The sequence below is a fragment of the Trichocoleus sp. FACHB-90 genome (assembly GCF_014695505.1).
Classification (GTDB): domain Bacteria; phylum Cyanobacteriota; class Cyanobacteriia; order Cyanobacteriales; family FACHB-T130; genus Funiculus; species Funiculus sociatus.
In genome coordinates this window covers 67187-88975 of sequence record NZ_JACJOK010000089.1, presented here as the reverse complement: position 1 = coordinate 88975, position 21789 = coordinate 67187, and the positions used below count along the sequence as shown (strand labels likewise).

The window sequence follows — 21789 nt, the reverse complement described above, 5'->3', positions numbered from 1 at the left end:
AACTAAAGTAAAAGCCTCAAAGCTTGCAACCCGTTTTAAAGAGTTGAAAGACTTATTCCGTAAGCTTTAGCTTACTTTAGCTTTAAGCGGGAAATTTATTTCCTGGCTCAATTAAGCGCCATTCCTCTTAAGAGGACTAAAGGCTTACCAGATAAAGATTCCAGTCCATTTTAATAGACTCTCGCTATTAGCCAGAAAATTTATTTCTAGGCTGGTTTTGAGGCTTATTGAGGTGCAAGATGTTAGTTACAACGCACCAGCAGCCGTTTTATCCAGAACACCTCCCCCTAAGTGAGTTGTGATATTCATCGCTTGCAGCACTGGCATACCATCTGGGCCTTGGGGATAATCAATTACGGTGACTGCCCCATTACCCTGCTTAATGCTCCAGAAATTTTCTGGCTTTAAACCTAAAATGTGACAAAGCAAGACTTTGTTCGTGGCATCGTGAGCCACCACTAAACCAGTTTTAGGCTGATCTCCAGAATAAGATGCGATCGCCATTTGCCAAGCGGCTACGCTGCGTTCCCACACCTGCTGCAAATTTTCTCCCTCTGGCATCTGCACGGTCTGGGGGTAATCTCGCCACTGTTCCAACATACCTGGGTACGTTAGCTCAATTTCTTCCTCAAATTTACCTTCCCACAGTCCGTGACTGATTTCTGCTAAAGGTGGCTGTAGTTCAATCTGGACATGGGGATGATATTTGAGAATAATTTCCGCTGTTTCCTTGGGACGCAGCAGTGGACTACTAACAGCAAAGTCAATTTGCACATCTTTGAGAAATTCGGCCGCTTTTCCGGCTTGTTCTCGCCCATTGTCGTTAAGCGGGACATCAATTTGTCCCTGAAAGCGTTTCTGACGATTCCACTCAGTTTCCCCGTGGCGTACCAGCAACAAACGTAACCCCTTATGTCCCGGACGAAAACTGGGCAGAGTTTCGCCCACATGAGCAGTCAAATTCATCGACTCTAATTGAGCAGGTTTGTCCCAGCCATCAGCAAAATTTAGTACGCTGATGCCACAGTTCGACTGCTGAATCGAATGGTAACGCTCAGGGGACATAGCGATCGCATTCGCAATCAAAGCTCGATTGATGCCGTTATGCCCCACTAATAAAATAGTTCCCCCAGCGTGGCGCGGCAGAATTTCCTGCCAAAACTGTCGCGCTTGCTCGTAAAGAGCTAAAACTGGAAAATGTTCTCTCACGCCCTCCGCTTCCTGTATCATCATCCGCAGTTCGTGGGGACGTTCTTGCCAGCAGCGATAATCTTCGGAAAATTTCTCCTTCACCTCAGAAGAAAGCATTTTCGCCCAAGCAGGCAAATCGATTTCCATTAGCTTATCTGACGCTTGTAACGGCGCAGGTGTCGCCAAACAGGATACGATTACCTCTGCTGTCTGTTTTGCTCTTTGTAAGGGACTGGTATAGATTGCATCAAATTTTATGCCACCTAGAGCAGCACCAAGTTGACCAGCAGTGAGACGACCTTTTTCGGTCAAAATTGATTCATCACAGCGGCCCTGAATTCTACGCTCAGTGTTATAGCTGCTCTGACCATGACGCACGAGAATGACACGAGTATTCAGGGTAATATCCTCCGCGAATCGATTTTATATTTTAGATTTTAGACACCCCCTTGATAACGGGGTAGGGGGGATTGGATGCAAGGATTTCTCGTTTTTGGGCTGCTGCCTGAGAACGAGTTGAGCAAGGCTGCTGCCTCAGTCAGTGAACAAAAAAGGTTCAGGAGAATTTTAACCTGTTCGGGACACGTCGCTAAGATATTCTCCAGAGGCGACACGATAGTAAATGTTTATAGGAGAACGCATGACAATTAAGCGGTTGATTTTGGGGTTGCTGACAATTTTGGCTATTGTCCAAGTTACTCTGTCCTTGCAAGGCAGCTGGAGTCAGCCTCAGATTCAAAGTCGTCTGGAATTGTACCAAACGAATCTGCTGCTGCACGCAACTGAGTGGGAGCCGGAAAATTCCGGTGGCTCAAATTTGACGACCGCCCGTAACGCCATCCTGGGTGACGAACCCTTAAAAGCTGCCCAAAAGCAGTATCAGGATGCACTTTCGGAGGATAAAATTACCCTGGAAAAGCTCCAAGGGCAACTGAAAAAGCTGCAAGTTGAAGCTGATACAGATCCAAATAAATTGGATCAGCAGCAATTACTTTTGTCAATAGACAAGTTAAAAAAGGTGATTGATGAGCTGTACTTGCGAGTGGGAATCTTACAGGTGGCAGGAGAAACGGATGCAGCGATCGCAACCTGGAAAGAGACGAGTGAGCGATCGCCCTCTCAAACGGCTGATGTTTTGATCGGGCTTTGGAGCAATCCCCCACGCCCGTTGCCAAATGCCCAAGAGCAAATTGAACAGCATTTAGACGGTTGGTTCCGCTATCGCGCTTTAAGCAAGCTGTACGAATTACAGGGGCGGACAGAGACGCTTTCGGCTCTCAAAGCACAAGAACAGGAAGTAGCCGAACAAGCAGTTTTTAAATTAGCAATGGTCGCTACGGTGCCGCTTTTCGGGGTAATTGTCGGCATAGGGTTGCTGATTTTTCTGTTAGTTGGACGATTGATTAAGGGAAAAGAATCCCTTCTGGCTCACAATGGCGATGTTAAATGGACAACACCTTGGAATGGGGAAACTATCTGGCAAGTGTTTGTTGTCGGCTTTTTCTTTATCGGTCAATTTCTGCTGCCGATCTTTTTCAGCTTACTGCCCCTAAACCGAGCCAGTTTCGATAGTCGGACGCAAGCTTTGTTTGTTCTAGCTACTTACCTATTTTTGGCAATTCCGTGTCTTTTAGTGCTGTATTTCTCCATAAAACAATTTTTTCCCCTGCCTGAAGGTTGGTTTCGCTTGGATTGGCGGGGAAACTGGATTTTATGGGGATTGGGAGGCTACTTGGTAGCATTACCCCTGGTGATTATAGTGTCGCTAATTAACCAAAAACTCTGGCAGGGACAAGGCGGGAGTAATCCGATTCTCCCAATTGCCCTAGAGGGACGGGATAGCGTAGCGCTGACGATATTTTTCTTGACGGCGGCTGTGGCGGCACCGCTATTTGAGGAATTTTTGTTTCGCGGGTTTCTGTTGCCGTCTTTGACTCGTTACTTGCCAGTGTGGGGCGCGATCGCTGTCTCTAGCTTACTATTTGCTGTTGTTCACCTCCACCTCTCAGAAATCCTGCCTTTGGCGACTTTGGGGTTTGTGTTGGGTACAGTTTATACGCGATCGCGCAACCTCCTCGCCCCCATCCTCCTCCACTCTCTCTGGAATAGCGCCACCCTCGTGAGTCTCTTCATCTTAGGCAGTGGCTCTACGTGATGCTTCGTGCTTTATCTGCGCTGGGGGAATCGTTGACCGAACCAGGGGCAACTAACTTAAAAAAAATTCACAATTTTTGCGCCAAGACGCGGACTTTCGCCTAACCTCAAAATAGAGGCGCTAGATTAATCTGGCACTCTTGGTGTCGCGGTAAGTCCCAAATCTATGCAAGTTTCGACCAAATCCGTAGTTGCTACCCCCGAATCGTCGGTAGAGACTATTACCCTCGACGTGGGGGGAATGAGATGTGCAGGCTGCGTGAAGGTTGTAGAAAAGCAGCTAAAAGAGCATCCGGGTGTCATTTCCGCCTGCGTCAATCTGGTGACAGAAGTAGCTGTCGTAGAATGCGAATCTGGCGCAGTAGATCCAACAGCTTTGGCGCAGCAGGTCACTGACGCTGGATTTCCCACCCAGTCTCGTGTAGCTACTACAGGCGATGGAAAAGAGGCTTTGAGTCCAGCCCAGCGACACGCCGAGGAAAATCGTAAGCAAATGCGGCGCTTGATAGTTGCAGGCGTGCTGATTCTCTTCTCCGGAATTGGTCATCTTGGGCAACACTCTTTACTTTTGCCCCAGTTGTCACTGCTGACGAATATTTGGTTTCACTGGGGATTAGCAACAGCGGCATTGCTGTTACCAGGGCGCGAGATATTACTAGATGGCTGGCGAGGTTTGCGGCGAAATGCTCCCAATATGAACACGCTGGTGGGGTTGGGAACCCTGACGGCATACACGGCAAGTTGTGTGGCGCTGTTCTTCCCCCAGCTGGGTTGGGAGTGTTTCTTTGATGAGCCTGTAATGCTATTGGGATTTATCTTACTGGGGCGCACTTTGGAGCAACGGGCAAGAGGTCGTGCTGCGGCTGCGTTTGAGGCATTGTTAGCATTACAGCCAAAAGTAGCTCGTTTGATTGCCAATCCAACTAATTTGGGAAAAGGAGCCGGGGAGAAAAGCAGAGGGGCAGATTTATCAATCCCCAATCCCCAATCCCCAATCCCCAATCCCCAATCAGAAGTAGAAATCCCAGTCGATCAAGTCCGTGTGGGCGAGTGGTTGCGGGTGTTACCGGGTGAACAGATCCCAGTCGATGGGGAAGTGGTGGCTGGTCAGACGACCGTGAATGAGTCGATGCTGACGGGGGAGCCTGTACCAGTAATGAAGCAGCCAGGGGATGCGGTGGCGGCTGGGACGCTGAACCAGTCGGGAGCGATCGCTATTAAGGCAACTCGTACTGGTAAGGACACGACTTTAGCTCAAATCGTGGCATTGGTGGAAGCAGCCCAAACCCGTAAGGCACCAGTACAACGGTTGGCGGATACGGTGGCGGGTTACTTTACCTATGGGGTTCTAGCAGCTGCGGCTTTAACGTTCCTATTCTGGTACTTTATCGGCTCTCAACTTTGGCCTGATGTCTCCATATTGCGGGTTGTTGGCATTGATAGCCATGCTGCAATGCACCACGGTGCCAGCAACCACTCACCAATGTTATTAAGTTTGAAGCTGGCGATTTCTGTCTCGGTCATCGCCTGTCCCTGCGCTTTGGGCTTGGCGACACCCACAGCAATTCTAGTAGGGACTGGTCTTGGGGCAGAACGCGGGCTGTTGATCAAAGGTGGGGACGTGCTGGAACGGGTACACCATCTGAATACAGTGGTATTTGATAAGACGGGAACGCTAACGACTGGTCATCCCACGGTGACAGATTGCTTACCCATAGGAAATTTAACCCCAGAAACTCTTCTCCTCCTGGCGGCGGCGGCAGAAAGTGGCACGACGCACCCTCTAGCTAAGGCAATTTTAGAGGAAGCACATCGGCAAGAATTAGCAATTCCTCCGGCTGTGGAGTTTTATACGGAACCGGGGCTGGGGGTATCGGCTTTAGTAGATAATTCGCGGGTTTTCCTGGGTAACGCTGATTGGTTAACTAAGCAGGGGATTGTGATTAGTGAGACAGCGGCGGATCGCACTTTATCGCTGTTTGCTGCCGGGAAAACAGTAGTTTATGTCGCAGTGGACGGTAATTTAGCTGGGTTGATTGCTGTAACTGATACCCTTAGACCGGATGCAAAGGCTACGGTGGAGCGATTGCGTTCAATGGGATTGCGGGTGATGCTGCTAACTGGGGATAGGATGGAAGCTGCTGTCGCGATCGCATCTCAACTAGAACTGCACCCTGATGATGTTTTGGCAAATGTCCGCCCAGAGGCTAAAGCCACCGCAGTGCAACAGTTGCAAACTTTAGGGCAACGAGTGGCAATGGTTGGCGATGGCATCAACGATGCTCCGGCGTTAGCACAAGCCGATGTTGGAATTTCTCTCCAAGGGGGGACAGATGTTGCTATTGAAACTGCCCAAATTGTTTTAATACGCGATCGCTTATCTGACGTGGTGCAGTCAATCCAACTCTCCCGTGCCACCTTCAACAAAATCCGCCAAAATCTCTTCTGGGCTTTTGCCTACAATACACTCTCATTGCCCGTTGCTGCTGGCATCTTACTACCAAGTTTCGGCATTGTTTTAGGCCCATCTGCCGCCGGAGCATTGATGGCATTTAGCTCTGTAAGCGTCGTCACCAATTCGCTGTTACTCCGTCAAAGCCTGAAAAATCAAGATTGAGGTTTGTCCGGAGTTTGTAGCTTCTCGGTTGTAGTCACTACGGGATCTCTAATAACTACAATATGATAGGGGAACATTGTAACCCAAAAGCACTATCATGCCTGCTGCAACTTGACAATACTGGCTTCAAAGGTGTAGCGGGTGTTACGCTGGAGTCCTGACAACATCAGCCATAGCTACTCTTGTTTTCCTCAAGATAATATCTGGTTGCTGGTTGTCAATCCGGGTGCAGGCACAGGCGCTTACCCCGCCAGTTGAAGATGGTGCCATTGTTAGTTGAAGTAACTGTTTTTTCCCAACCAACCGCTCTTTCTAAACTATTTTTTCAATGCCTTCAAAACTGCATCTGAACCATTTATTGATTATTGAGGATGATCAGGGACGCAAGGAGTTTACCTTAGAAAACCCTGAATATTGCGTTGGCAGAGACCAAAAATGCGATATCCGGCTATACTCACAGTTTGTATCCCGTAGGCACGCAACTTTAGTGCAAAAAATGCGTGGGGATGGCTCCTATTACTACAGGATTGTCGATGGCGACAAAGGCAAGCCTAGTGCCAACGGACTGTTGATTAATGGGCGTAAACTTCAATCCCACGATCTTGAAGATGAGGACGAGATTGTTTTTGGGCCGCAAGTGCGGGCAAGATATTTCCACTTGAAGAAGGAATCAATTCCGACGGGGCCTCCCGATGAATGGGACATCACTCTGATTAGCCCCAACATGGTAGGCGAAGACGAAACTTAAGCTCTCCATATCGAAAGCTCAACCTCCTGCTACCCAAAAGTGAGCGATCGCCTATCCGGCTACGCTTTCAACCAGTTGCCAATGGCGATTTTGGGCGATCGCCTGCTGCACTTGGTGGAACATTTGATGACAGTGGTTGTCAACCTGGAGGGGCAATTCTTCGTTTTTAATCACAAAATTCATCCGCACTTCTTGCTCTGTGGCGGTAGATTTATCAATCAGCACCTCGACCGTCACCAGCTTGGCAAAGGAGACGTGACCTGGTATTTCCCTCGCCATCAGGTAGTCTCCAGTGTTATAGATAATATCGAAATTGCAGGACTCCAAAACTTCTATGAGCACCTGTTGGAGACGCTCAAGGGGAACTGCAATGATAAATGAACAGGTATAGCGAGCCATAAAATAAACCCCCGAGTCATATCCCTAGACCCTCTCATCATACCGAACCTTAGTTTAGGGTCATAATAAGTATGCTTTCTTCTAAGGCTAGAGCCATTAATAAAGCTTTTATCAGCTTCTAGCATACCAGTCATCTCTCCGGAAAGAACCAGAATAGGACGGAGGGCTGAATGTAAAAGGAAAAAAGTGCTGTGATGATGAGAATTGGGTAATGCAGGGCAAGCTGATTGTGTTTGAGGGAGTCGAAGGTAGCGGTAAAACAACCCAGATACAGCGATCGCGCCATTGGCTTCTGGAAAGGATGAATCAAAAGCCATCCAACGTTGTAGTAACCAGGGAACCGGGAGGGACAACATTAGGCAGTCGTTTGCGCCAGTTGTTGCTGCAAGGACACCAGCACCCAATCCAAGACAGGACTGAACTACTGATTTTTGCAGCAGATCGCGCTCAACACGTTGAGGAAGTTATTAACCCGACTCTCTTGGCGGGAGGAATTATTTTGTGCGATCGCTTCACAGATTCCACAATTGCCTATCAAGGTTATGGTCGCGGTCTTAGCCTAGAATTAATCGAGAATATCTGCCAGGTAGCGACCGATGGTAGGACAAGTGACCTTACCCTGTGGCTGGATGTTGATGTCGAAGTTGGTTTAGCACGAGCCTTGGCTAGAGGAACTGCTGACCGGATGGAGCAAGCAGATTTAGCGTTTCATCGGCGGGTGCAGCAAGGCTTCACCGCATTGGCAGCAGCCCATCCGCATCGGATTGTGCGGGTGGATGCCAGTCGCAGCGAGGCAGAAGTACAAGAGCAAATTCAGATGATTTTGACTCAGAAATTTGCCCAATGGTATCCAGACTGATCCTGGGAACGAGAAAATAGATAATCTCTCTCTATTTGCTCCTTTCCCTGCCTTTCTCCACCAGTTTAATGAACTTTTTTGCACCACTTGTAGGACAAAATCGAGCCGTTGAGTTACTAACCCAGGCAGTTGCACAAAATCGGGTTGCACCTGCCTACCTGTTTACTGGGCCAGAAGGTGTTGGCAGAAGTATAGCCGCCCGGTGCTTTGTGGAGCTTTTATTCTGTACCCATTTGGCAAAACTAAATTCCAATTCCCCGACTGACGAGGCAAACTTAAAAGATGGTTTCGCGTTACAAAAACGCTTGGCTGCTGGCAACCATCCCGATTTGCTGTGGGTGCAGCCGACTTATCTCCACCAGGGGGAAAGATTATCTGCCGCCCAAGCAGCCGAAAAAGGTGTGAAGCGCAAGGCCCCGCCACAAATACGGCTGGAGCAAATTCGGGAAATCGGTCAGTTTTTGGGACGTTATCCTCTGGAGGCCTCAAGGAATGTGGTGGTGCTGGAGGCGGCAGAAACAATGGCAGAGGCGGCGGCGAATGGCTTACTGAAAACACTCGAAGAACCGGGACAGGCAACGCTAATTTTGATGGCACCATCAGAGTCGTCGTTGTTACCAACGCTGGTATCGCGTTGTCAGCGGATTCCTTTTTATGGTTTAGATAAGGCGGCAATGAAGCAAGTGCTGCTGCAAACGGGTCACGAAGAGATTTTGAAGCATCCGCCAGTGTTAGCGATCGCGCAAGGCAGTCCGGGGAATGCGATCGCATCCTTCACGCAACTCGCCACCATTCCCCCAGACTTACTCCAAGACGTTACCCAGTTGCCCAAATCTCCTCGCAATGCTCTACAACTCGCCAAAAAAATTGATAAAACCCTAGATACAGAAGCCCAACTGTGGTTAGTTGATTATTTACAGCACAGTTACTGGCAGCAATTCTTAGACAGAAAAATTTCTAAATTGCCCTTACAGCATCTAGAAAAAGCCCGCGAATATCTCCGGAGCTATGCTCAGCCGCGACTGGTCTGGGAAGTGACTCTATTAAACATGATTTAAGCCGCAGAGATTTTCAACGACTGTATCAGGCAAGCTTTCCTCTGGAGCAGTCTTTAGTATGGTGAATATACCCAGTGAACCCAGTAGTGGTGATAAAAACAAAACTGGGTAAGGGTCAGCAAATCTTATGAATCAAGTAGATTATCTCCGTATCAGCTTAATTGACCGCTGCAATTTTCGGTGTCAATACTGTATGCCGGAGGGGGCTGAACTTGACTATATTTTGCAGCAGGAGCTGTTAACTAATCAGGAACTACTTACCCTGCTTAAAGAGGTGTTTATTCCTGTGGGATTTAGTCGGTTTCGCCTGACTGGTGGCGAACCGTTGCTGCGTCCGCGTGTGGTGGAATTGGTAAGCGCGATCGCATCCCTCCCCGAAACCCAAGACCTCTCGATGACCACTAACGCCTTTTTACTCTCCCCGATAGCGCAAGACCTCTACAATGCTGGTTTGCGACGGCTCAATATCAGTCTCGACTCTCTCGATCCAGATACATTTGCCCAAATTAGTGGTAATCGCGGACGTTCCCGCTGGCAAGAAGTCTGGGATGGAATCCAAGCTGCTCATCGTGTCGGCTTTGATCCCCTGAAACTCAATGTAGTAGTGATTCCTGGTGTCAACGACCACGAAGTTTTAGATTTAGCCGCCCTGACACTTGAGCGACAATGGCACGTCCGGTTTATTGAATTCATGCCCATTGGCAACGACCAGCTTTTTACTGGCAAGGGTTGGGTGTCTTCTGCCGATTTGCGGCAACGCATTGGCGACGTTTTCGGCTTGACAGAATCTTCCGTCCGTGGTAACGGGCCTGCGGATGTTTTCCAGATTCCCGGAGCCAAAGGTACGTTGGGATTTATCAGTCAGATGTCAGAGTGTTTTTGCGATCGCTGTAACCGGATGCGTCTCTCAGCAGACGGCTGGTTGCGCCCCTGTCTACTCAATGAAACTGGTCAAATTGACCTGAAAACGGCCCTCCGCACTGGCATTGAAATGGCTGAACTACGAGAGAAAGTGCGGCAGTTGCTCTTTCTGAAACCTGAAATTAACTTCAAGCAACGAGATTCAGGAACGACTGGTGCGTATAGCCGCACCATGTCGCAAATTGGTGGGTAATGGGGGATTGGGGATTGGGGATTGGGGATTGGGGATTGGGAGGACTCTTACCCAGTCCCTTGTTCCTAGTCCCCAGTCCCTAGTCCCTAGCCCCCAGCCCCTTGCTTACGCTTGCCGTGAGTAGTATTCAACCACCAGCAGTTCGTTGATTTGCAGCGCGATCCATTCGCGCTCAATAACGCCATTCACCTTACCAGCCAGCTTGGTTTTGTCGAACTCCAAATGGCTTGGCATATTTGCCAAACCTGGATATTCCAGGTTTGCTTGCACTAAACGACGCGATGCGTCATTGTCGCGGACACCAATCGCCTCTCCAGCGCGACACTGATAGCTAGGAATATTGACTACGCGACCATTAACCGTCACATGACCGTGATTCACTAACTGACGCGCCGCAGGGATCGTGGGAGCCATCCCCAAACGGAAGACGGTGTTATCCAGACGCATCTCCAACAATTGCAGCAATGCTTGACCCGTTGAACCCGTGGCGCGACGTGCCTTACGCACGTAACGCAGCAGCTGCTTTTCACTCAACCCATAGTTAAAGCGGAGTTTTTGCTTTTCCTCAAGTCGGATAGCATACTCTGAACGCTTTTTGCGGGCTTGCCCGTGCTGACCGGGCGGATATGCGCGGCGCGGCGACTTGCGGCTTAAACCAGGCAGTTCACCCAAACGACGCACAACTCTGAGGCGTGGGCCTCTATATCGGGACATATACCTTCCTCTTGGCTATTCTGCTTTAACTTTGCAAAACTTTCATTATACACTCATAAAGAAACTCTAACCAAAAGTTTTTTGCGCGTTCCCAGGCTAAGCGTGGAAACGCCGATAAGCGAGGCTGTGCAGCAATCTGTTTTAGATGAATTTCAGGTTGATTTATGAAAATTTTCTAATAAGTAAAATAATCTTTCTGTTTCCCGTGCCGGGAAAAACTCTAGTTGTAGGGAATCGGAGCCACCCCATCTGCTGTGTTAATAGCGCCTTTGGTGCGTGGCGTTTGCGAAACCTCAGCCAAGAAATTAGCTACTAGCTAGCTGGTGGTAATTTGACAATGGTAAGCCAGAAGTCTTTTATTGACTGCACCACTTGCAGGAACTGTTCAAGGTCAAGAGGTTTGGTGATGAAACAGTTAGCATGGAAATTGTAGCTGTTAAGAATATCTTGCTCGGCTTGTGAGGAGGTGAGAACTACCACAGGAATATGTTTTAGTTCGTCGTCGCGCTTGATTTCTTCTAGCACTTCAATACCGCTTCGCTTGGGTAAGTTGAGGTCAAGCAAGATAATACCGGGACGAATGGCATCTGTATACTTGCCTTCTCTTCGTAGGAAAGCTAACGCCTCAGCACCATCCTTGACGACATTCATGTGATTCCAAACCATACTTTCTCTAAACGCTTCTTTGGTGAGACGAATATCACCCTCGTTATCTTCAACTAGCAGGATTTCCACTGGTATATCACCCGAATTCACCTTTAATGTACTCCTGTTCGGGGAATTGTAAAGTAAAATACACTTCCCTGTCCCACTTGAGAATCTACCCAGATTTGTCCGCCGTGCCGTTCAACGATTTTTTTGCAGATAGCTAAACCAATCCCTGTGCCGGGATAAGCTTCGCGAGCGTGTAAGCGTTGAAAAATCACAAAAATGCGATCGCGCTCTTCGAGATTCATGCCAATGCCGTTATCGCGAACTGAGAATATCCATTCATTCTCTGTTGGTTCGACACCAATATGAATCCGAGGGGGAATATGTTGGTGAAACTTGATGGCATTGCCGATCAGGTTCTGTAACAGTTGACCGAGTTGCGTACTATCTCCCCTGACCGTGGGTAAGGAATCGTAAGTGATGATCGCGTTACTTTCATCAATAGCGAATTGCAGATTAGCGATCGCTTCGTGTAACACATCCTCGCACTCGACGGGATCAAACTCTTTGCCTCGTGTCCCCACTCGCGAATACTCCAGCAAATCTTTGATCAACTTTTGCATCCGGTTGGCACCATCTACGGCGAATGTAATAAATTCGTCGGCATCTTCATCTAGTTTCCCTTTGTAACGCCGAGACAAAAGCTGGGTATAGCTGGCAACCATTCGCAACGGCTCCTGCAAGTCGTGGGAAGCGACATAAGCAAATTCTTCCAATTCAGCATTGGAGCGAGCCAGTTCTTGTGCCTGTTTAGAAAGTGTCTCCTCCATCTGCTTACGCTCGGTAATATCGATGATATAGCAGACACCTTGATATTCATTTTCTTCGAGAAGAGCGCCACCAATCAGAATCGGGACGCGACTGCCATCAGCGCGAAAGAATTCCTTCTCGAACGGGGTACAAATTCCCGTAGCTGCTACCTCTTGGAGTTTTTGCTTATCCAGCTCCTGGTATTCCACAGGTGTCATGTCTTTCCAAAGCACTTTCCCAGAAAGTAAATCCTCCCGCGTGTAGCCAATCATCCCCAAAAACGCATCGTTGGCTTCGGTGACGTTGCCGAAAACATCCCAGAAGTTGATCCCAATCATGTTGGAATCAACTACGCGCCTAAACCGCCCCTCACTTTCTCGCAGCGCTGACTCCATCTGCTTGCGATCGTGAATATCTGTAGAAGTTCCGAGCCACTTGACAATCTGCCCATCATTGTCACGCACAGGCACTATCCGATTTAGGTGCCAGCGATATTGTCCATCAAGCGATCGCTTTAAGCGGTGTTCGCTTTCGTAACTTATGCTCTTGCGAACAGCGTGATACCAGTCGCGGCGAATTTGCTGTCGATCGTCCGGATGCACCGCAGATATCCATTTGTAGCCCAGACTTTCTTCTAGTGTTAATCCCGTATAATCAACCCAGCGCTGATTGAAGTAATCGCAATTACCATCTGGCTGTGCAGAAAACACAATCTGCGGCATCGCTTCAGCCAGAGAACGATAGCGTTGCTCGTTTGCCTGAGCCAACTCACGAGCAGCTTGTTCCCGCAACAAAAGGTGGGCGCGTTCTTCTTCTGAGAGCTTGCGTTCGGTAATGTCCCACCAGGAACCGATAAGTTCTATCGGGTTGCCAGCTTCATCCCGTACCAGTTTTAATTCGTCGTGCATCCAGCGATAGGTGCCATCCGGACGTAGGAAGCGGTATTCATGATTATGATGCCCCTGCTCAAATAGGTTTGACAGCCCAGCAAGGATGTCCGGTCTATCCTCCGGGTGAATATGGTTCATCCAGAAGCCGGAATCCTCGATAAATTCCCGCGCTTCATAGCCAAGTTGCGAGAAGACGTTCTCGCTAATGAAGGTGGCACCGTAGTCATTTGAAGCCTTGCAGCTATAGATTACAGCTGGGCTAGAAGTGAGTAGATGTTGTAGTCGATCCTCGGCTATCTGGCGCTCAAGGATTTCAATTTTTAAGTGTTCATTAGCCAGCGTCAGCTCTTGTGTACGCTCTTTGACTCTGCTCTCAAGCTCTGCATTCAGTTTTTGTAAAGCTTCCTGGGCTTGTTTGCGCTGGGTGATGTCGGTGGAGATGCCACAAACCCCATAAGCGACACCACTAGAGTCATAAAGGGGAAATTTGATGGAAAGATAAGTGTGTATTTCGCCGTCATAGGGAATACTTTCTTCAATCTCTAAAGAAGTTGTGGTTTGAAGTACATTCAAGTTATTTTCGGCAAATAGATCGGCTATCTCCAATGGCCAAATATCGTACAGGCTTTTACCTACGATCTGCTCTTTAGTAATCTGGAACAATTCTTCATACCTGCGATTGACCAACTGGTATTTGTTCTGAGTATCAGTTAAGTAAATGATCGCCGGAGAGTTATCTAAAATTGCCTGTAGGCGCTGTTGGCTTTCTCGCAGTTCCTCCTGGGCCTTTTTACTTTCGGTGATGTCGCTGCCAATTCCCAGAAACCCGGTGATGTTTCCCTCTGCGTCGTATAAAGCTGTCACCGACAGCAGCATTCTGGAACGGCGGCCATCTTTACAGATATAAGTCCATTCCTGCTCGTCTGGTTCTCCGAGACGAGCTTTGGCAACAAGAACCTCGAATAATGGGGATTGGGGATTGGGTATTGGGGATTGCTCCGCTTCTTCTCCAATCAAGAGCGATCGCTGCTTTAATTCCTCTATATCGTGAAATATGGCGGCGGTTGTCCCCACGACTTCTTCGGCAGCATATCCTAATAAGGCAACAGCCGCTCGATTAAAGGTAAGAATTGTGCCATCTAGTGAAGTAGAAATAATTGTGTAATTGGCACCATCTAAAATTGCCCGTTGCAAACTGGTTGTCTTTTGCAAAGCCGTTTCTGCTGCTTTACGTTCTTGTATTTGCTTTTGTAAATCTGCATTGGCTAATGCTAATTCGGCAGTTCTTTCTTGAACGCGAATTTCTAATTCTTCGGCGGCTTTTTGCAACGCTGACTCTGCTTGTTTGCGATCGCTAATATCTTCGGCAATGCCGACAATACGGTAAACTTGCCCTTGGGTGTTGCGAACGGGGAAGGCGCGATCGCGTATCCAGCGTTCTTGACCGTTTGGCTGAATAATCCGGTATTGTTCGTCATACTCACCTGAAGCTTGTTTGGCGAAACCAGCCACGATGCGATCGCGATCTTCCTCATAGATAGAATCCACAAAAGATTTAGGTTCCTCGTAAAGACTCTCTCGCGTGCGTCCCCAAACTTCTTCGTATGCAGGATTAATGTAGATTATCTGGTTCTTATCCGGGTCACTCATCCAGAATACTTCCCGGATATTATTAGTAATCTGACGGAAGCGTTCTTCACTCTCCTGTAGCGCCACTAAAGCTTGTTGACGTTCGACAATTTCACTTGCTAATTGTTCGTTGGAGCGTTTCAATTCTGTCATGTTACGCTCGATTCGCTCCTCCAATTCTGCATTGAGTTGGCGAAGCTCCTCTTCTGCTTTTTGCCGCTGCTCGTCTATAGTATTTAATGAATTGGCATTTCCCCAAATCAAAATACTAAAAATTACCAGATTCATCACTCCAATTACTGTAAATCCTTCTTCGGCATTAACCTTATCGTGACGATAACCGACGAGGATAAACCACGATAAGATTGGCGGAATCAGAATTACAGCTAAAGATAAACGCCTCGCCATCATACCGCCAGCGTTATTGCTGGTGATGACTGCCATCAATCCTTTGTCCGGACAAGCAAATAAAATCCCGATACTCAACAGCATGAACGCGATCGCACTGTGCAGAGCTATTTTGGTATAGACACTAATTCCGTAAAATGAGGAAATGCCATATAAATACCCCAAAAAAGCCAGCCATGCGACTAAAAAAACTGCAATGCTCAATATCTGAGCAAAATGATAATTTGGACGTTTTCTTAATAGTAGTATTTGGGCAACGCCAAGGATGAAAAAATTTAGAGCCGTATTGAATGCCATTCTGCCTGGAGCAAAGCTGTAAATGGCATTAGCTGACTCTTTAATCAGTAATTGATCGATACTGAAGTCTACGCCAAGCCCATATTGTATCAACGTTAATAAACCAATTAAAGCAACGATAAAAGGTAAAATTAAATGGGAAATGGGGATTGACTCTTGAATATTAACTCTTGAAAATCCCTCAGTTTCCAGTTTATTCATTTTTACCTTTCGCCTCTTGCCTTCTTTATACAGGGAAGCACCTGCCAGGATAAACAAAAGTGCTGCGTTGACTTTCATTGTCACAAATCCCGGAAAAACGCTCTTAAGGATGGTAATGTCAAAAATCCATCCGATTATGACAAAACAGCCAATTGCAAATACAATAATACTTGCAGCTTGCGATATTGTTCGCAGGTATTTGCTCAGACGCAAGTTAGTTTGCTGCATAATGGTTTGGCTTTGATAGTGTACGTTGTTGTTTTTATTTGTTATATAAAGGCTTGCCGAAGTTGGAAAAAATAATAAAGTGCAGAGAACGCTAAAAAAGAGAAACAGACGATTTTAGGGAGGATTGAGGATTGTTATAAATAGATGGATATAATTATTATGGATAGAGCGACACAAGCCTTACCCATCGAATCCCAGCCAATAATGGGTTTCTAGCTCAGAGGTTTATTTTAATTATGTCTACATACTCAGTTATTTTCCCAATAATAAGAAGTGATCGTCATCACTGACAATTTATTAATTGGTTACAAAGTAATGAAACAAAAAGAGTTGAAAATTGTCTCTCTTATCCCCAGTGCAACGGAAATTTTGGCGATATTGGGGCTGACTGATGCTATTGTTGGGCGATCGCATGAATGCGACTATCCAAGAGAAATCCAAAATCTACCAGTCTGCACTCAGCCTAAATTTAATCCTGAAGGCAGCAGCCCAGAAATTCACGATCGCGTTACGGATTTGTTGCAATCGGCTCTGAGTGTCTATAAAGTTGAAACCGACATTCTAGAACAGCTGCAACCTACGCACATTGTTACTCAAGCTCAATGTGAAGTGTGTGCTGTTAGTCTGGCAGAAGTTGAGAAAGCTGTTGCCAGTCTTACCCATAGTCAGGCGCAGATTATCTCTTTACAGCCCAATTTCTTAAGCGATGTCTGGGATGATATTGCAAGAGTTGCTGCGGCTTTAGGGGTGGAATCGCAACCAGTGCTGACTGGGTTACAATCTCGGATTGATGATTGTGTGGAAAAGACGCGATCGCTATCCTTAACAACTCGTCCCACTGTTGCTTGTATCGAGTGGATCGATCCGTTGATGGCGGCAGGAAATTGGATTCCAGAATTAGTCAAAATGGCGGGAGGAGAACCGCTGTTTGGTGTTGCGGGAGAACATTCTCCGTGGTTGAAGTGGGAAGAGATAGCGATCGCAAACCCTGCCATAATTATCTTCATGCCCTGTGGCTTCGACTTAAACCGCACCCGTTCTGAAGCAATTGAGATAATTCAGCGTCCCGAATGGCAAAGCTTGCAAGCTGTACAAACTGGCAGAATCTATCTTACCGATGGCAACGCCTACTTCAACCGTCCCGGCCCTAGATTGGTAGACTCTCTGGAGATATTAGCCGAAATTATCCATCCAGAAATCTTCCACTTTGGATACCAAGGCACCGGATGGGAATTTTTGTCAAAATCAGCGTTATAAGCCAATATTTCTCCGGAAAACATCTGTGTGATAAGAAGTTCCAACCGCAGAGGCGCTGCGGAACACACAGGAGTTGGCAATACTAAGATTTTAGTAGGTTTGAGGAAAGGGAGGGAGTGTGGAACAACAAGAGCATCTGACAATTGCGGAGTACCAGGCGACGGCAGAATCTTTCCGGGATGGAACTTGGGATCACGATGTCTCTCAAAATCGCGATGCTCTGGTAGCGGTTATGCCTAAGATACCTGGTAAAATACTTGACTTAGGTTGTGGCCCTGGGCGTGACTTGGTTGCTTTTAAGCGTCAGGGGCATACGGTGATTGGCTTGGATGCTACACCAGCGTTTGTGGAGATGGCGCAACAGGCGGCAGATTGTGAGGTTTGGCAACAGTCGTTTCTTCGGCTTGAGTTGCCTCCAGAAACTTTTGATGGCATTTTTGCCAATGCTTCTTTGCTTCACGTTCCCCGCGCGGAAATGGTTAGGGTGTTAAAAGATTTGCATCAAACACTTGTTCCTGGCGGCGCAATTGTTATTTCTATTTGTCGCGGCGATGATGAGGGTTATAGCGTTCGTCCAACTGGTTATCGTTATGTTGTTGGTTGGGAATATGAAACTTTAACTGCTTGTCTAGAAAAAGCTGATTTTGAAATTTTGCACCACTACTATCGTCCGCCTGGTTTGCCCTGCGAGGCTCAATCTTGGCTGGTGATGGTGGCAAGAAAAAAAGTTTTGAATTGTTAGTAGGAATTGACAGATGACGGCTGAATCATACATTTTTGTAGGTGGGGCAAGTCGGGGTGTAGGTAGAGAAATTGCCAATTACTTAACAGGGGAAAATCAAAAGATAAAGGCAATGTTGCGCTCTGATCAGTCTCGCGCTGATTTGGAAGGGATGGGAATTAAAGTAGTAATGGGAGATGCCCTAAATGTTCCCTCTGTGGAGCAGGCAATGTTGGGAGAACCGATTCATGCTGTAATTAGTACCATTGGCGGTTTACCTAAAGACGGCGAAAGAGCTGATTATTTGGGCAACAAAAATCTCATAGATGCGGCGGTGAAAGCGGGGGTGAAAAAGTTTATCTTAGTTTCTTCTATTGGCAGTGGCAATAGTGTTGTTGCTTTGCCGCCGCAAGCTTTGGAAACTCTAAAATCAGTTTTAATAGAAAAAGAAAAAGCTGAGCAATATTTGATTGAAAGCGGACTTATTTACACAATTATTCGCCCTGGTGGGCTGAAGTCTGAAGCTGCAACTGGTAACGGAGTTTTAACGGAAGATCCGCGAGTTGCGGGAACAATTCATCGGGCTGATGTGGCGCAATTGGTTTGTCGATGTCTTGAGTCTGATGCTGCTAATAATAAAGTTTTGTCAGCTCTTGACAGAAATATGATGTATGGGCAAGCTGAGTTTGAGGAGTTTAGCTTGACTTGAAGGGTTTTAGCCAGCTGCGATAAATTGCTAAGTCAAGGGTGAAACGAGCGATCGCAAACAACAAGATACTCTCAACTCCCAGTACAGCATACAGCCAGAAGGTATCGGGGAAATTTAGTCCAACCTCTATTTGCCCTAATCCCCGCACCAACCCAAAGGCAAACACAGCGCCAGTTTTGAGATGCGAGTTGCGGTCTTCCCGAATAATATAGCGGTAGGTGACACCAAAGAGAAAACCGCTCAAAAGAGCGATCGCTACCTTCACCAGTAAATTAAAACCAGTCACGATCTGTATTTGTGACAGTAAATTATTGCCCAGTGTGACAATACTATAAGTCAGGAAAACGGACACTGCCGCCAGGGTTCCTGCTTTGATAGACTCAATTCGCTCTTTTGGATCAAACATAATCGGGACTAGGGACTGGGGGCTGGGGACTGGGGGCTGGGGACTAGGGGCTGGGTACTAGGGACTAGGGACTGGGGACTAGGGACTAGGGTTTAGGGGCTGAGTAAAATTCTTCCCAATCCCCAATCCCCAATCCCCAATCCCCAATTAAGTGCCATAGAAGTCTCAGATTGAATTATCATATGGCTTGGAGACATTTCGTGATGGTTTTTACATATAGCTATGGATATTTTGTCGTTGGGTTGGGTGACGGTTCTGGTTCTGTTTACGTGGTCGATTGCAATGGTAGTTTGGGGTCGTAACGGCTTCTAAAAGCATCGTGGAAACTTCTGTCGTTAGTGTTTTAGGTCTTGTTACCTTTGCGTTGCTGTTTATAGTCAGTGGCGGTGTCGTTTATCTGACGCTGGCGGAGTGGCGCGATCGCCGTCGTCAGGAGAAAGAAAAACGAGAAAATAAGTTGCCCCTTACTGGTCGTCGTCAGGAGAAAGAAAAACGAGCGGATAAGCCGCGCGATCGCCGTCAGGAGAAAGAAAAACGAGTGGAAAAGGTGCGCGATCGCCGTCGCTAGAGTGTGGCTAAAGGCGAAACTCCAAGGGAACCCTACCCCTACCCTCTCCCCGCTGTTCGGAGATGGGGTAGGGGTAGGGTTCTTTTTTCAATTGCAATTATCGCAGTGTCCGCATCGCCACCCAGCCGCCTCTTTTGCAAAGCCAAAAGCTTTTAACAAAAACTGCCAACGGCACTCTCGTGTAGTAAGATATTGCGTCATTTGAGACTGAAATTGCTGCTGCTGCGCGTTCAATTCGCCAAAGGAGCAAGATTTTCCTGATTGATGGCGAATATAATGAAACGGGCTTTGCCATTCTAATTGTCCGGCGCTGTGGAGTAGGGCGAGAGCAACTGCACCGTCGCGAAATTGCTTCGCCACCGTCGCTACTTCGCCTTGAGTTGGAAGTTTGGAAGCAATAGCTTGAGCTTCTTGGTATTGCGATCGCATCTTTCCCGCAAAAAATTCCCGTCTCTGCTTATCCTCCGGGTTCAGCCACCCCGTAGCCTCGCTAACTAATGTTAAAGCTTCCGCAGGCTTCCCATCTCGTCCAGCTCTCCCAACTTCCTGCACGTACTCGGAAAGCAGCAAAGGCGAATGGTAGTGAATTACCCAGCGAACATCTGGCTTATTGATGCCCATACCAAAGGCACAAGTACAGACAACAAAAGGCATTTTACCACCCAGCCAACTCGCTTCAATTTCGCGACGTTCCTCTGGACTCAACCCTGCATGATAAGCTGCTGTTGCATAACCTTTTTGCCGTAGCAATTCCGTTAATTCTTCGCTATCTCGCCGTGTGCGGACGTAAACTAAGCCTGCTTGGTTTGGTCTTGCCTGAATAAACTTTAACATCCCTTGGCGGCGACCTCTGGGTGTCCAAATAGTTTGAACTTTAAGATGCAGATTTTGCCGATACGGACTTATTTGGAAAGCAGCGGGTTTTTGCAGTTGTAAGACTTGCTGGATGGTTGCTCTAGCTTTTGGATCGGCTGTGGCGGTGAAGGCTGCGATCGCTATTTTTGTCCCAGCTGGCTTTGATTTTAACAGAGCTGGACGCACCGCACCCAGTCGTCGATATGCAGGTCGAAACGTCTCTCCCCACTGCACCAAACAATGCGCCTCATCCAAAATTAACCCATTAATTTCTAGCTGTGGTTGACACAATTTTTCCCACACTGGCGCACTCAGCAAAGTTTCTGGTGACAAATACAATAGCCGTAACTTTTCCAAATTTTGCAGAGTTTTCTTGCGTTCCCAAGTGGGTAATTCACTATGCAAAAGAGCAGCTGGCAACTTGCGATCGCGCAATTCTTGCACTTGATTTTCCATCAGCGCCACCAAAGGCGAAATCACCAACGTTAACCCATTTTGAAGTAAAGCTGGAAGTTGAAAACAAATAGATTTCCCGCCGCCAGTTGGCATCACAATTAAAGCATCATGCTTTTCTAATAAACTGAGAATAATTTCTCCCTGTGGCGGACGAAAATCATCATATCCCCAGATTCTTTTAAAAGCTGCGCGAACCTCTTGCCAAGATGTTGTATCAGAATTATACATAATGGTAGTAGATGCTGAAAATGGTAAATTTATGAATACCCTAATTTTGAATATACCCTCTGCTGTTAAGCTGACAGATGAACAATTTTATCAAATTTGTCTGGCAAATCCAGATTTAAGGCTGGAACTAACTGCACAAGGAGAATTGATAGTTATGCCACCAACTGGCGGAGAAACTGGTAGACGTAACTTTAGCTTAAACGGTCAGCTTTGGCTATGGAATCGCCAAACAAATCAGGGTGTTGCTTTCGACTCTTCAACTGGTTTTAAATTACCCAATGGTGCGACTCGTTCTCCTGATGTCAGTTGGGTAAAGCAAGAACGCTGGGATGCTTTAACTGCTGAACAAAAAGCAGAATTTCCACCACTTTGTCCTGACTTTGTGCTGGAATTGCGTTCTGCAAGTGATTCTCTGTCTAAAGCAAGAGAGAAAATGCAAGAATACCTTGACAATGGCTGTCGTTTGGGGTGGTTAATTGATCCACAAAATCAACGAGTAGAGATTTATCGGCAAGATCGGGAAGTAGAAATTATCCAGTCTCCTACAACTTTATCTGGTGAAGAAGTGCTACCTGGATTTGTGCTAGATTTAACGCAAATTTTCAGTAGTTGAAAGCGCGA

General features: G+C 47.2%; 20 protein-coding genes. 12 read left to right on the top strand and 8 right to left on the bottom strand.

The genetic code is table 11. The features are described from left to right. Window positions 1-246: 246 nt before the first annotated feature. Window positions 247-1590 (bottom strand): histidine phosphatase family protein, encoded by a 1344-nt coding sequence (locus H6F74_RS26100; RefSeq protein WP_190445108.1) that lies wholly within the window; start codon window positions 1588-1590, stop codon window positions 247-249. Window positions 1591-1831: 241 nt separating this feature from the next. Between H6F74_RS26100 and H6F74_RS26095 the strand changes: the two genes are divergently transcribed. Both H6F74_RS26095 and H6F74_RS26090 read left to right on the top strand, forming a co-directional pair. Next, window positions 1832-3346 carry a CPBP family intramembrane glutamic endopeptidase gene (locus H6F74_RS26095; RefSeq protein ID WP_190445028.1) on the top strand — a complete coding sequence of 505 codons (1515 nt, stop codon included), beginning with the start codon at window positions 1832-1834 and terminating at the stop codon, window positions 3344-3346. A gap of 165 nt (window positions 3347-3511) precedes the next feature. Continuing rightward, entirely contained in the window at window positions 3512-5962 is a 2451-nt protein-coding gene (locus H6F74_RS26090) for a heavy metal translocating P-type ATPase (protein ID WP_190445027.1), read from the top strand. A 144-nt stretch (window positions 5963-6106) separates the two neighbouring features. Here the strand turns inward: H6F74_RS26090 and H6F74_RS30745 are convergent, their stop codons facing one another. Further along, a complete protein-coding gene (locus H6F74_RS30745; RefSeq protein ID WP_277873846.1) occupies window positions 6107-6232 on the bottom strand; it encodes a hypothetical protein in 126 nt (41 codons plus the stop codon). Between the two features lie 58 nt (window positions 6233-6290). Between H6F74_RS30745 and H6F74_RS26085 the strand changes: the two genes are divergently transcribed. After that, window positions 6291-6710, top strand: a complete 420-nt coding sequence (locus tag H6F74_RS26085; protein ID WP_190445026.1) for an FHA domain-containing protein — start codon at window positions 6291-6293, stop codon at window positions 6708-6710. A 51-nt stretch (window positions 6711-6761) separates the two neighbouring features. Here H6F74_RS26085 and H6F74_RS26080 read toward each other — a convergent pair whose 3' ends face one another. Next, window positions 6762-7109 carry a hypothetical protein gene (locus H6F74_RS26080; RefSeq protein WP_190417675.1) on the bottom strand — a complete coding sequence of 116 codons (348 nt, stop codon included), beginning with the start codon at window positions 7107-7109 and terminating at the stop codon, window positions 6762-6764. Window positions 7110-7320: 211 nt separating this feature from the next. Here H6F74_RS26080 and tmk point away from each other — a divergent pair, with 211 nt between their 5' ends. From tmk to moaA, 3 genes are all read left to right on the top strand, one after another. Then, window positions 7321-7968, top strand: coding sequence for a dTMP kinase (gene tmk / locus H6F74_RS26075; RefSeq protein ID WP_190445025.1), 648 nt, complete (start codon window positions 7321-7323; stop codon window positions 7966-7968). A 68-nt stretch (window positions 7969-8036) separates the two neighbouring features. Next, complete coding sequence (locus H6F74_RS26070; RefSeq protein ID WP_190445024.1) at window positions 8037-9026, top strand: DNA polymerase III subunit delta'; 990 nt, start codon at window positions 8037-8039, stop codon at window positions 9024-9026. Window positions 9027-9153: 127 nt separating this feature from the next. Further along, window positions 9154-10140: a GTP 3',8-cyclase MoaA gene (gene moaA, locus H6F74_RS26065; RefSeq protein ID WP_190445023.1), complete on the top strand. Its 987-nt coding sequence runs from the start codon at window positions 9154-9156 to the stop codon at window positions 10138-10140. A 105-nt stretch (window positions 10141-10245) separates the two neighbouring features. Here the strand turns inward: moaA and rpsD are convergent, their stop codons facing one another. From rpsD to H6F74_RS26050, 3 genes are all read right to left on the bottom strand, one after another. Beyond that, window positions 10246-10854, bottom strand: a complete 609-nt coding sequence (gene rpsD, locus H6F74_RS26060) for a 30S ribosomal protein S4 (RefSeq protein WP_190417683.1) — start codon at window positions 10852-10854, stop codon at window positions 10246-10248. Between the two features lie 312 nt (window positions 10855-11166). Continuing rightward, on the bottom strand, window positions 11167-11610 hold the full coding sequence (locus H6F74_RS26055) for a response regulator (protein ID WP_347269558.1): 444 nt from the start codon (window positions 11608-11610) through the stop codon (window positions 11167-11169). A gap of 2 nt (window positions 11611-11612) precedes the next feature. Further along, the gene (locus tag H6F74_RS26050; protein WP_190445022.1) at window positions 11613-15968 is read right to left on the bottom strand and encodes a PAS domain S-box protein; all 4356 of its coding nucleotides are present in this window, start codon (window positions 15966-15968) and stop codon (window positions 11613-11615) included. A 315-nt stretch (window positions 15969-16283) separates the two neighbouring features. On the opposite strand from H6F74_RS26050, the gene H6F74_RS26045 reads away from it, so the two are divergent. The 3 genes from H6F74_RS26045 (at window position 16284) to H6F74_RS26035 (ending at window position 18655) form a co-directional block, all read left to right on the top strand. Further along, window positions 16284-17225 (top strand): cobalamin-binding protein, encoded by a 942-nt coding sequence (locus tag H6F74_RS26045; protein ID WP_190445021.1) that lies wholly within the window; start codon window positions 16284-16286, stop codon window positions 17223-17225. Window positions 17226-17343: 118 nt separating this feature from the next. Further along, window positions 17344-17967: a methyltransferase domain-containing protein gene (locus H6F74_RS26040; protein WP_190445020.1), complete on the top strand. Its 624-nt coding sequence runs from the start codon at window positions 17344-17346 to the stop codon at window positions 17965-17967. Window positions 17968-17980: 13 nt separating this feature from the next. Next, window positions 17981-18655: an SDR family oxidoreductase gene (locus H6F74_RS26035; RefSeq protein ID WP_190445019.1), complete on the top strand. Its 675-nt coding sequence runs from the start codon at window positions 17981-17983 to the stop codon at window positions 18653-18655. Here H6F74_RS26035 and H6F74_RS26030 read toward each other — a convergent pair. After that, a complete protein-coding gene (locus H6F74_RS26030; protein WP_190445018.1) occupies window positions 18642-19061 on the bottom strand; it encodes a hypothetical protein in 420 nt (139 codons plus the stop codon). The genes H6F74_RS26035 and H6F74_RS26030 overlap by 14 nt on opposite strands. Before the next feature lie 222 nt (window positions 19062-19283). On the opposite strand from H6F74_RS26030, the gene petN reads away from it, so the two are divergent. Both petN and H6F74_RS26020 read left to right on the top strand, forming a co-directional pair. Further along, window positions 19284-19373, top strand: a complete 90-nt coding sequence (gene petN / locus H6F74_RS26025; protein WP_190417696.1) for a cytochrome b6-f complex subunit PetN — start codon at window positions 19284-19286, stop codon at window positions 19371-19373. 7 nt (window positions 19374-19380) lie between these two features. Next, entirely contained in the window at window positions 19381-19629 is a 249-nt protein-coding gene (locus H6F74_RS26020) for a hypothetical protein (RefSeq protein WP_190445116.1), read from the top strand. A gap of 87 nt (window positions 19630-19716) precedes the next feature. Here the strand turns inward: H6F74_RS26020 and H6F74_RS26015 are convergent, their stop codons facing one another. After that, window positions 19717-21168, bottom strand: coding sequence for an ATP-dependent DNA helicase RecQ (locus H6F74_RS26015; protein WP_190445017.1), 1452 nt, complete (start codon window positions 21166-21168; stop codon window positions 19717-19719). Between the two features lie 31 nt (window positions 21169-21199). Between H6F74_RS26015 and H6F74_RS26010 the strand changes: the two genes are divergently transcribed. Continuing rightward, entirely contained in the window at window positions 21200-21781 is a 582-nt protein-coding gene (locus H6F74_RS26010) for a Uma2 family endonuclease (RefSeq protein ID WP_190445016.1), read from the top strand. Window positions 21782-21789 lie beyond the last annotated feature (8 nt).

Excerpts from the sequence above, each read along its gene's own strand:
- tmk (WP_190445025.1), top strand. The coding sequence starts at position 7,321 with ATGCAGGGCAAGCTGATTGTGTTTGAGGGAGTCGAAGGTAGCGGTAAA.
- H6F74_RS26035 (WP_190445019.1), top strand. The coding sequence starts at position 17,981 with ATGACGGCTGAATCATACATTTTTGTAGGTGGGGCAAGTCGGGGTGTA.
- H6F74_RS26050 (WP_190445022.1), bottom strand. The coding sequence starts at position 15,968 with ATGCAGCAAACTAACTTGCGTCTGAGCAAATACCTGCGAACAATATCG.
- H6F74_RS26045 (WP_190445021.1), top strand. The coding sequence starts at position 16,284 with ATGAAACAAAAAGAGTTGAAAATTGTCTCTCTTATCCCCAGTGCAACG.
- H6F74_RS26070 (WP_190445024.1), top strand. The coding sequence starts at position 8,037 with ATGAACTTTTTTGCACCACTTGTAGGACAAAATCGAGCCGTTGAGTTA.
- H6F74_RS26015 (WP_190445017.1), bottom strand. The coding sequence starts at position 21,168 with ATGTATAATTCTGATACAACATCTTGGCAAGAGGTTCGCGCAGCTTTT.
- H6F74_RS26030 (WP_190445018.1), bottom strand. The coding sequence starts at position 19,061 with ATGTTTGATCCAAAAGAGCGAATTGAGTCTATCAAAGCAGGAACCCTG.
- H6F74_RS26095 (WP_190445028.1), top strand. The coding sequence starts at position 1,832 with ATGACAATTAAGCGGTTGATTTTGGGGTTGCTGACAATTTTGGCTATT.
- H6F74_RS26080 (WP_190417675.1), bottom strand. The coding sequence starts at position 7,109 with ATGGCTCGCTATACCTGTTCATTTATCATTGCAGTTCCCCTTGAGCGT.
- H6F74_RS30745 (WP_277873846.1), bottom strand. The coding sequence starts at position 6,232 with ATGGCACCATCTTCAACTGGCGGGGTAAGCGCCTGTGCCTGCACCCGG.
- moaA (WP_190445023.1), top strand. The coding sequence starts at position 9,154 with ATGAATCAAGTAGATTATCTCCGTATCAGCTTAATTGACCGCTGCAAT.
- rpsD (WP_190417683.1), bottom strand. The coding sequence starts at position 10,854 with ATGTCCCGATATAGAGGCCCACGCCTCAGAGTTGTGCGTCGTTTGGGT.
- H6F74_RS26010 (WP_190445016.1), top strand. The coding sequence starts at position 21,200 with ATGAATACCCTAATTTTGAATATACCCTCTGCTGTTAAGCTGACAGAT.
- H6F74_RS26090 (WP_190445027.1), top strand. The coding sequence starts at position 3,512 with ATGCAAGTTTCGACCAAATCCGTAGTTGCTACCCCCGAATCGTCGGTA.
- H6F74_RS26085 (WP_190445026.1), top strand. The coding sequence starts at position 6,291 with ATGCCTTCAAAACTGCATCTGAACCATTTATTGATTATTGAGGATGAT.
- petN (WP_190417696.1), top strand. The coding sequence starts at position 19,284 with ATGGATATTTTGTCGTTGGGTTGGGTGACGGTTCTGGTTCTGTTTACG.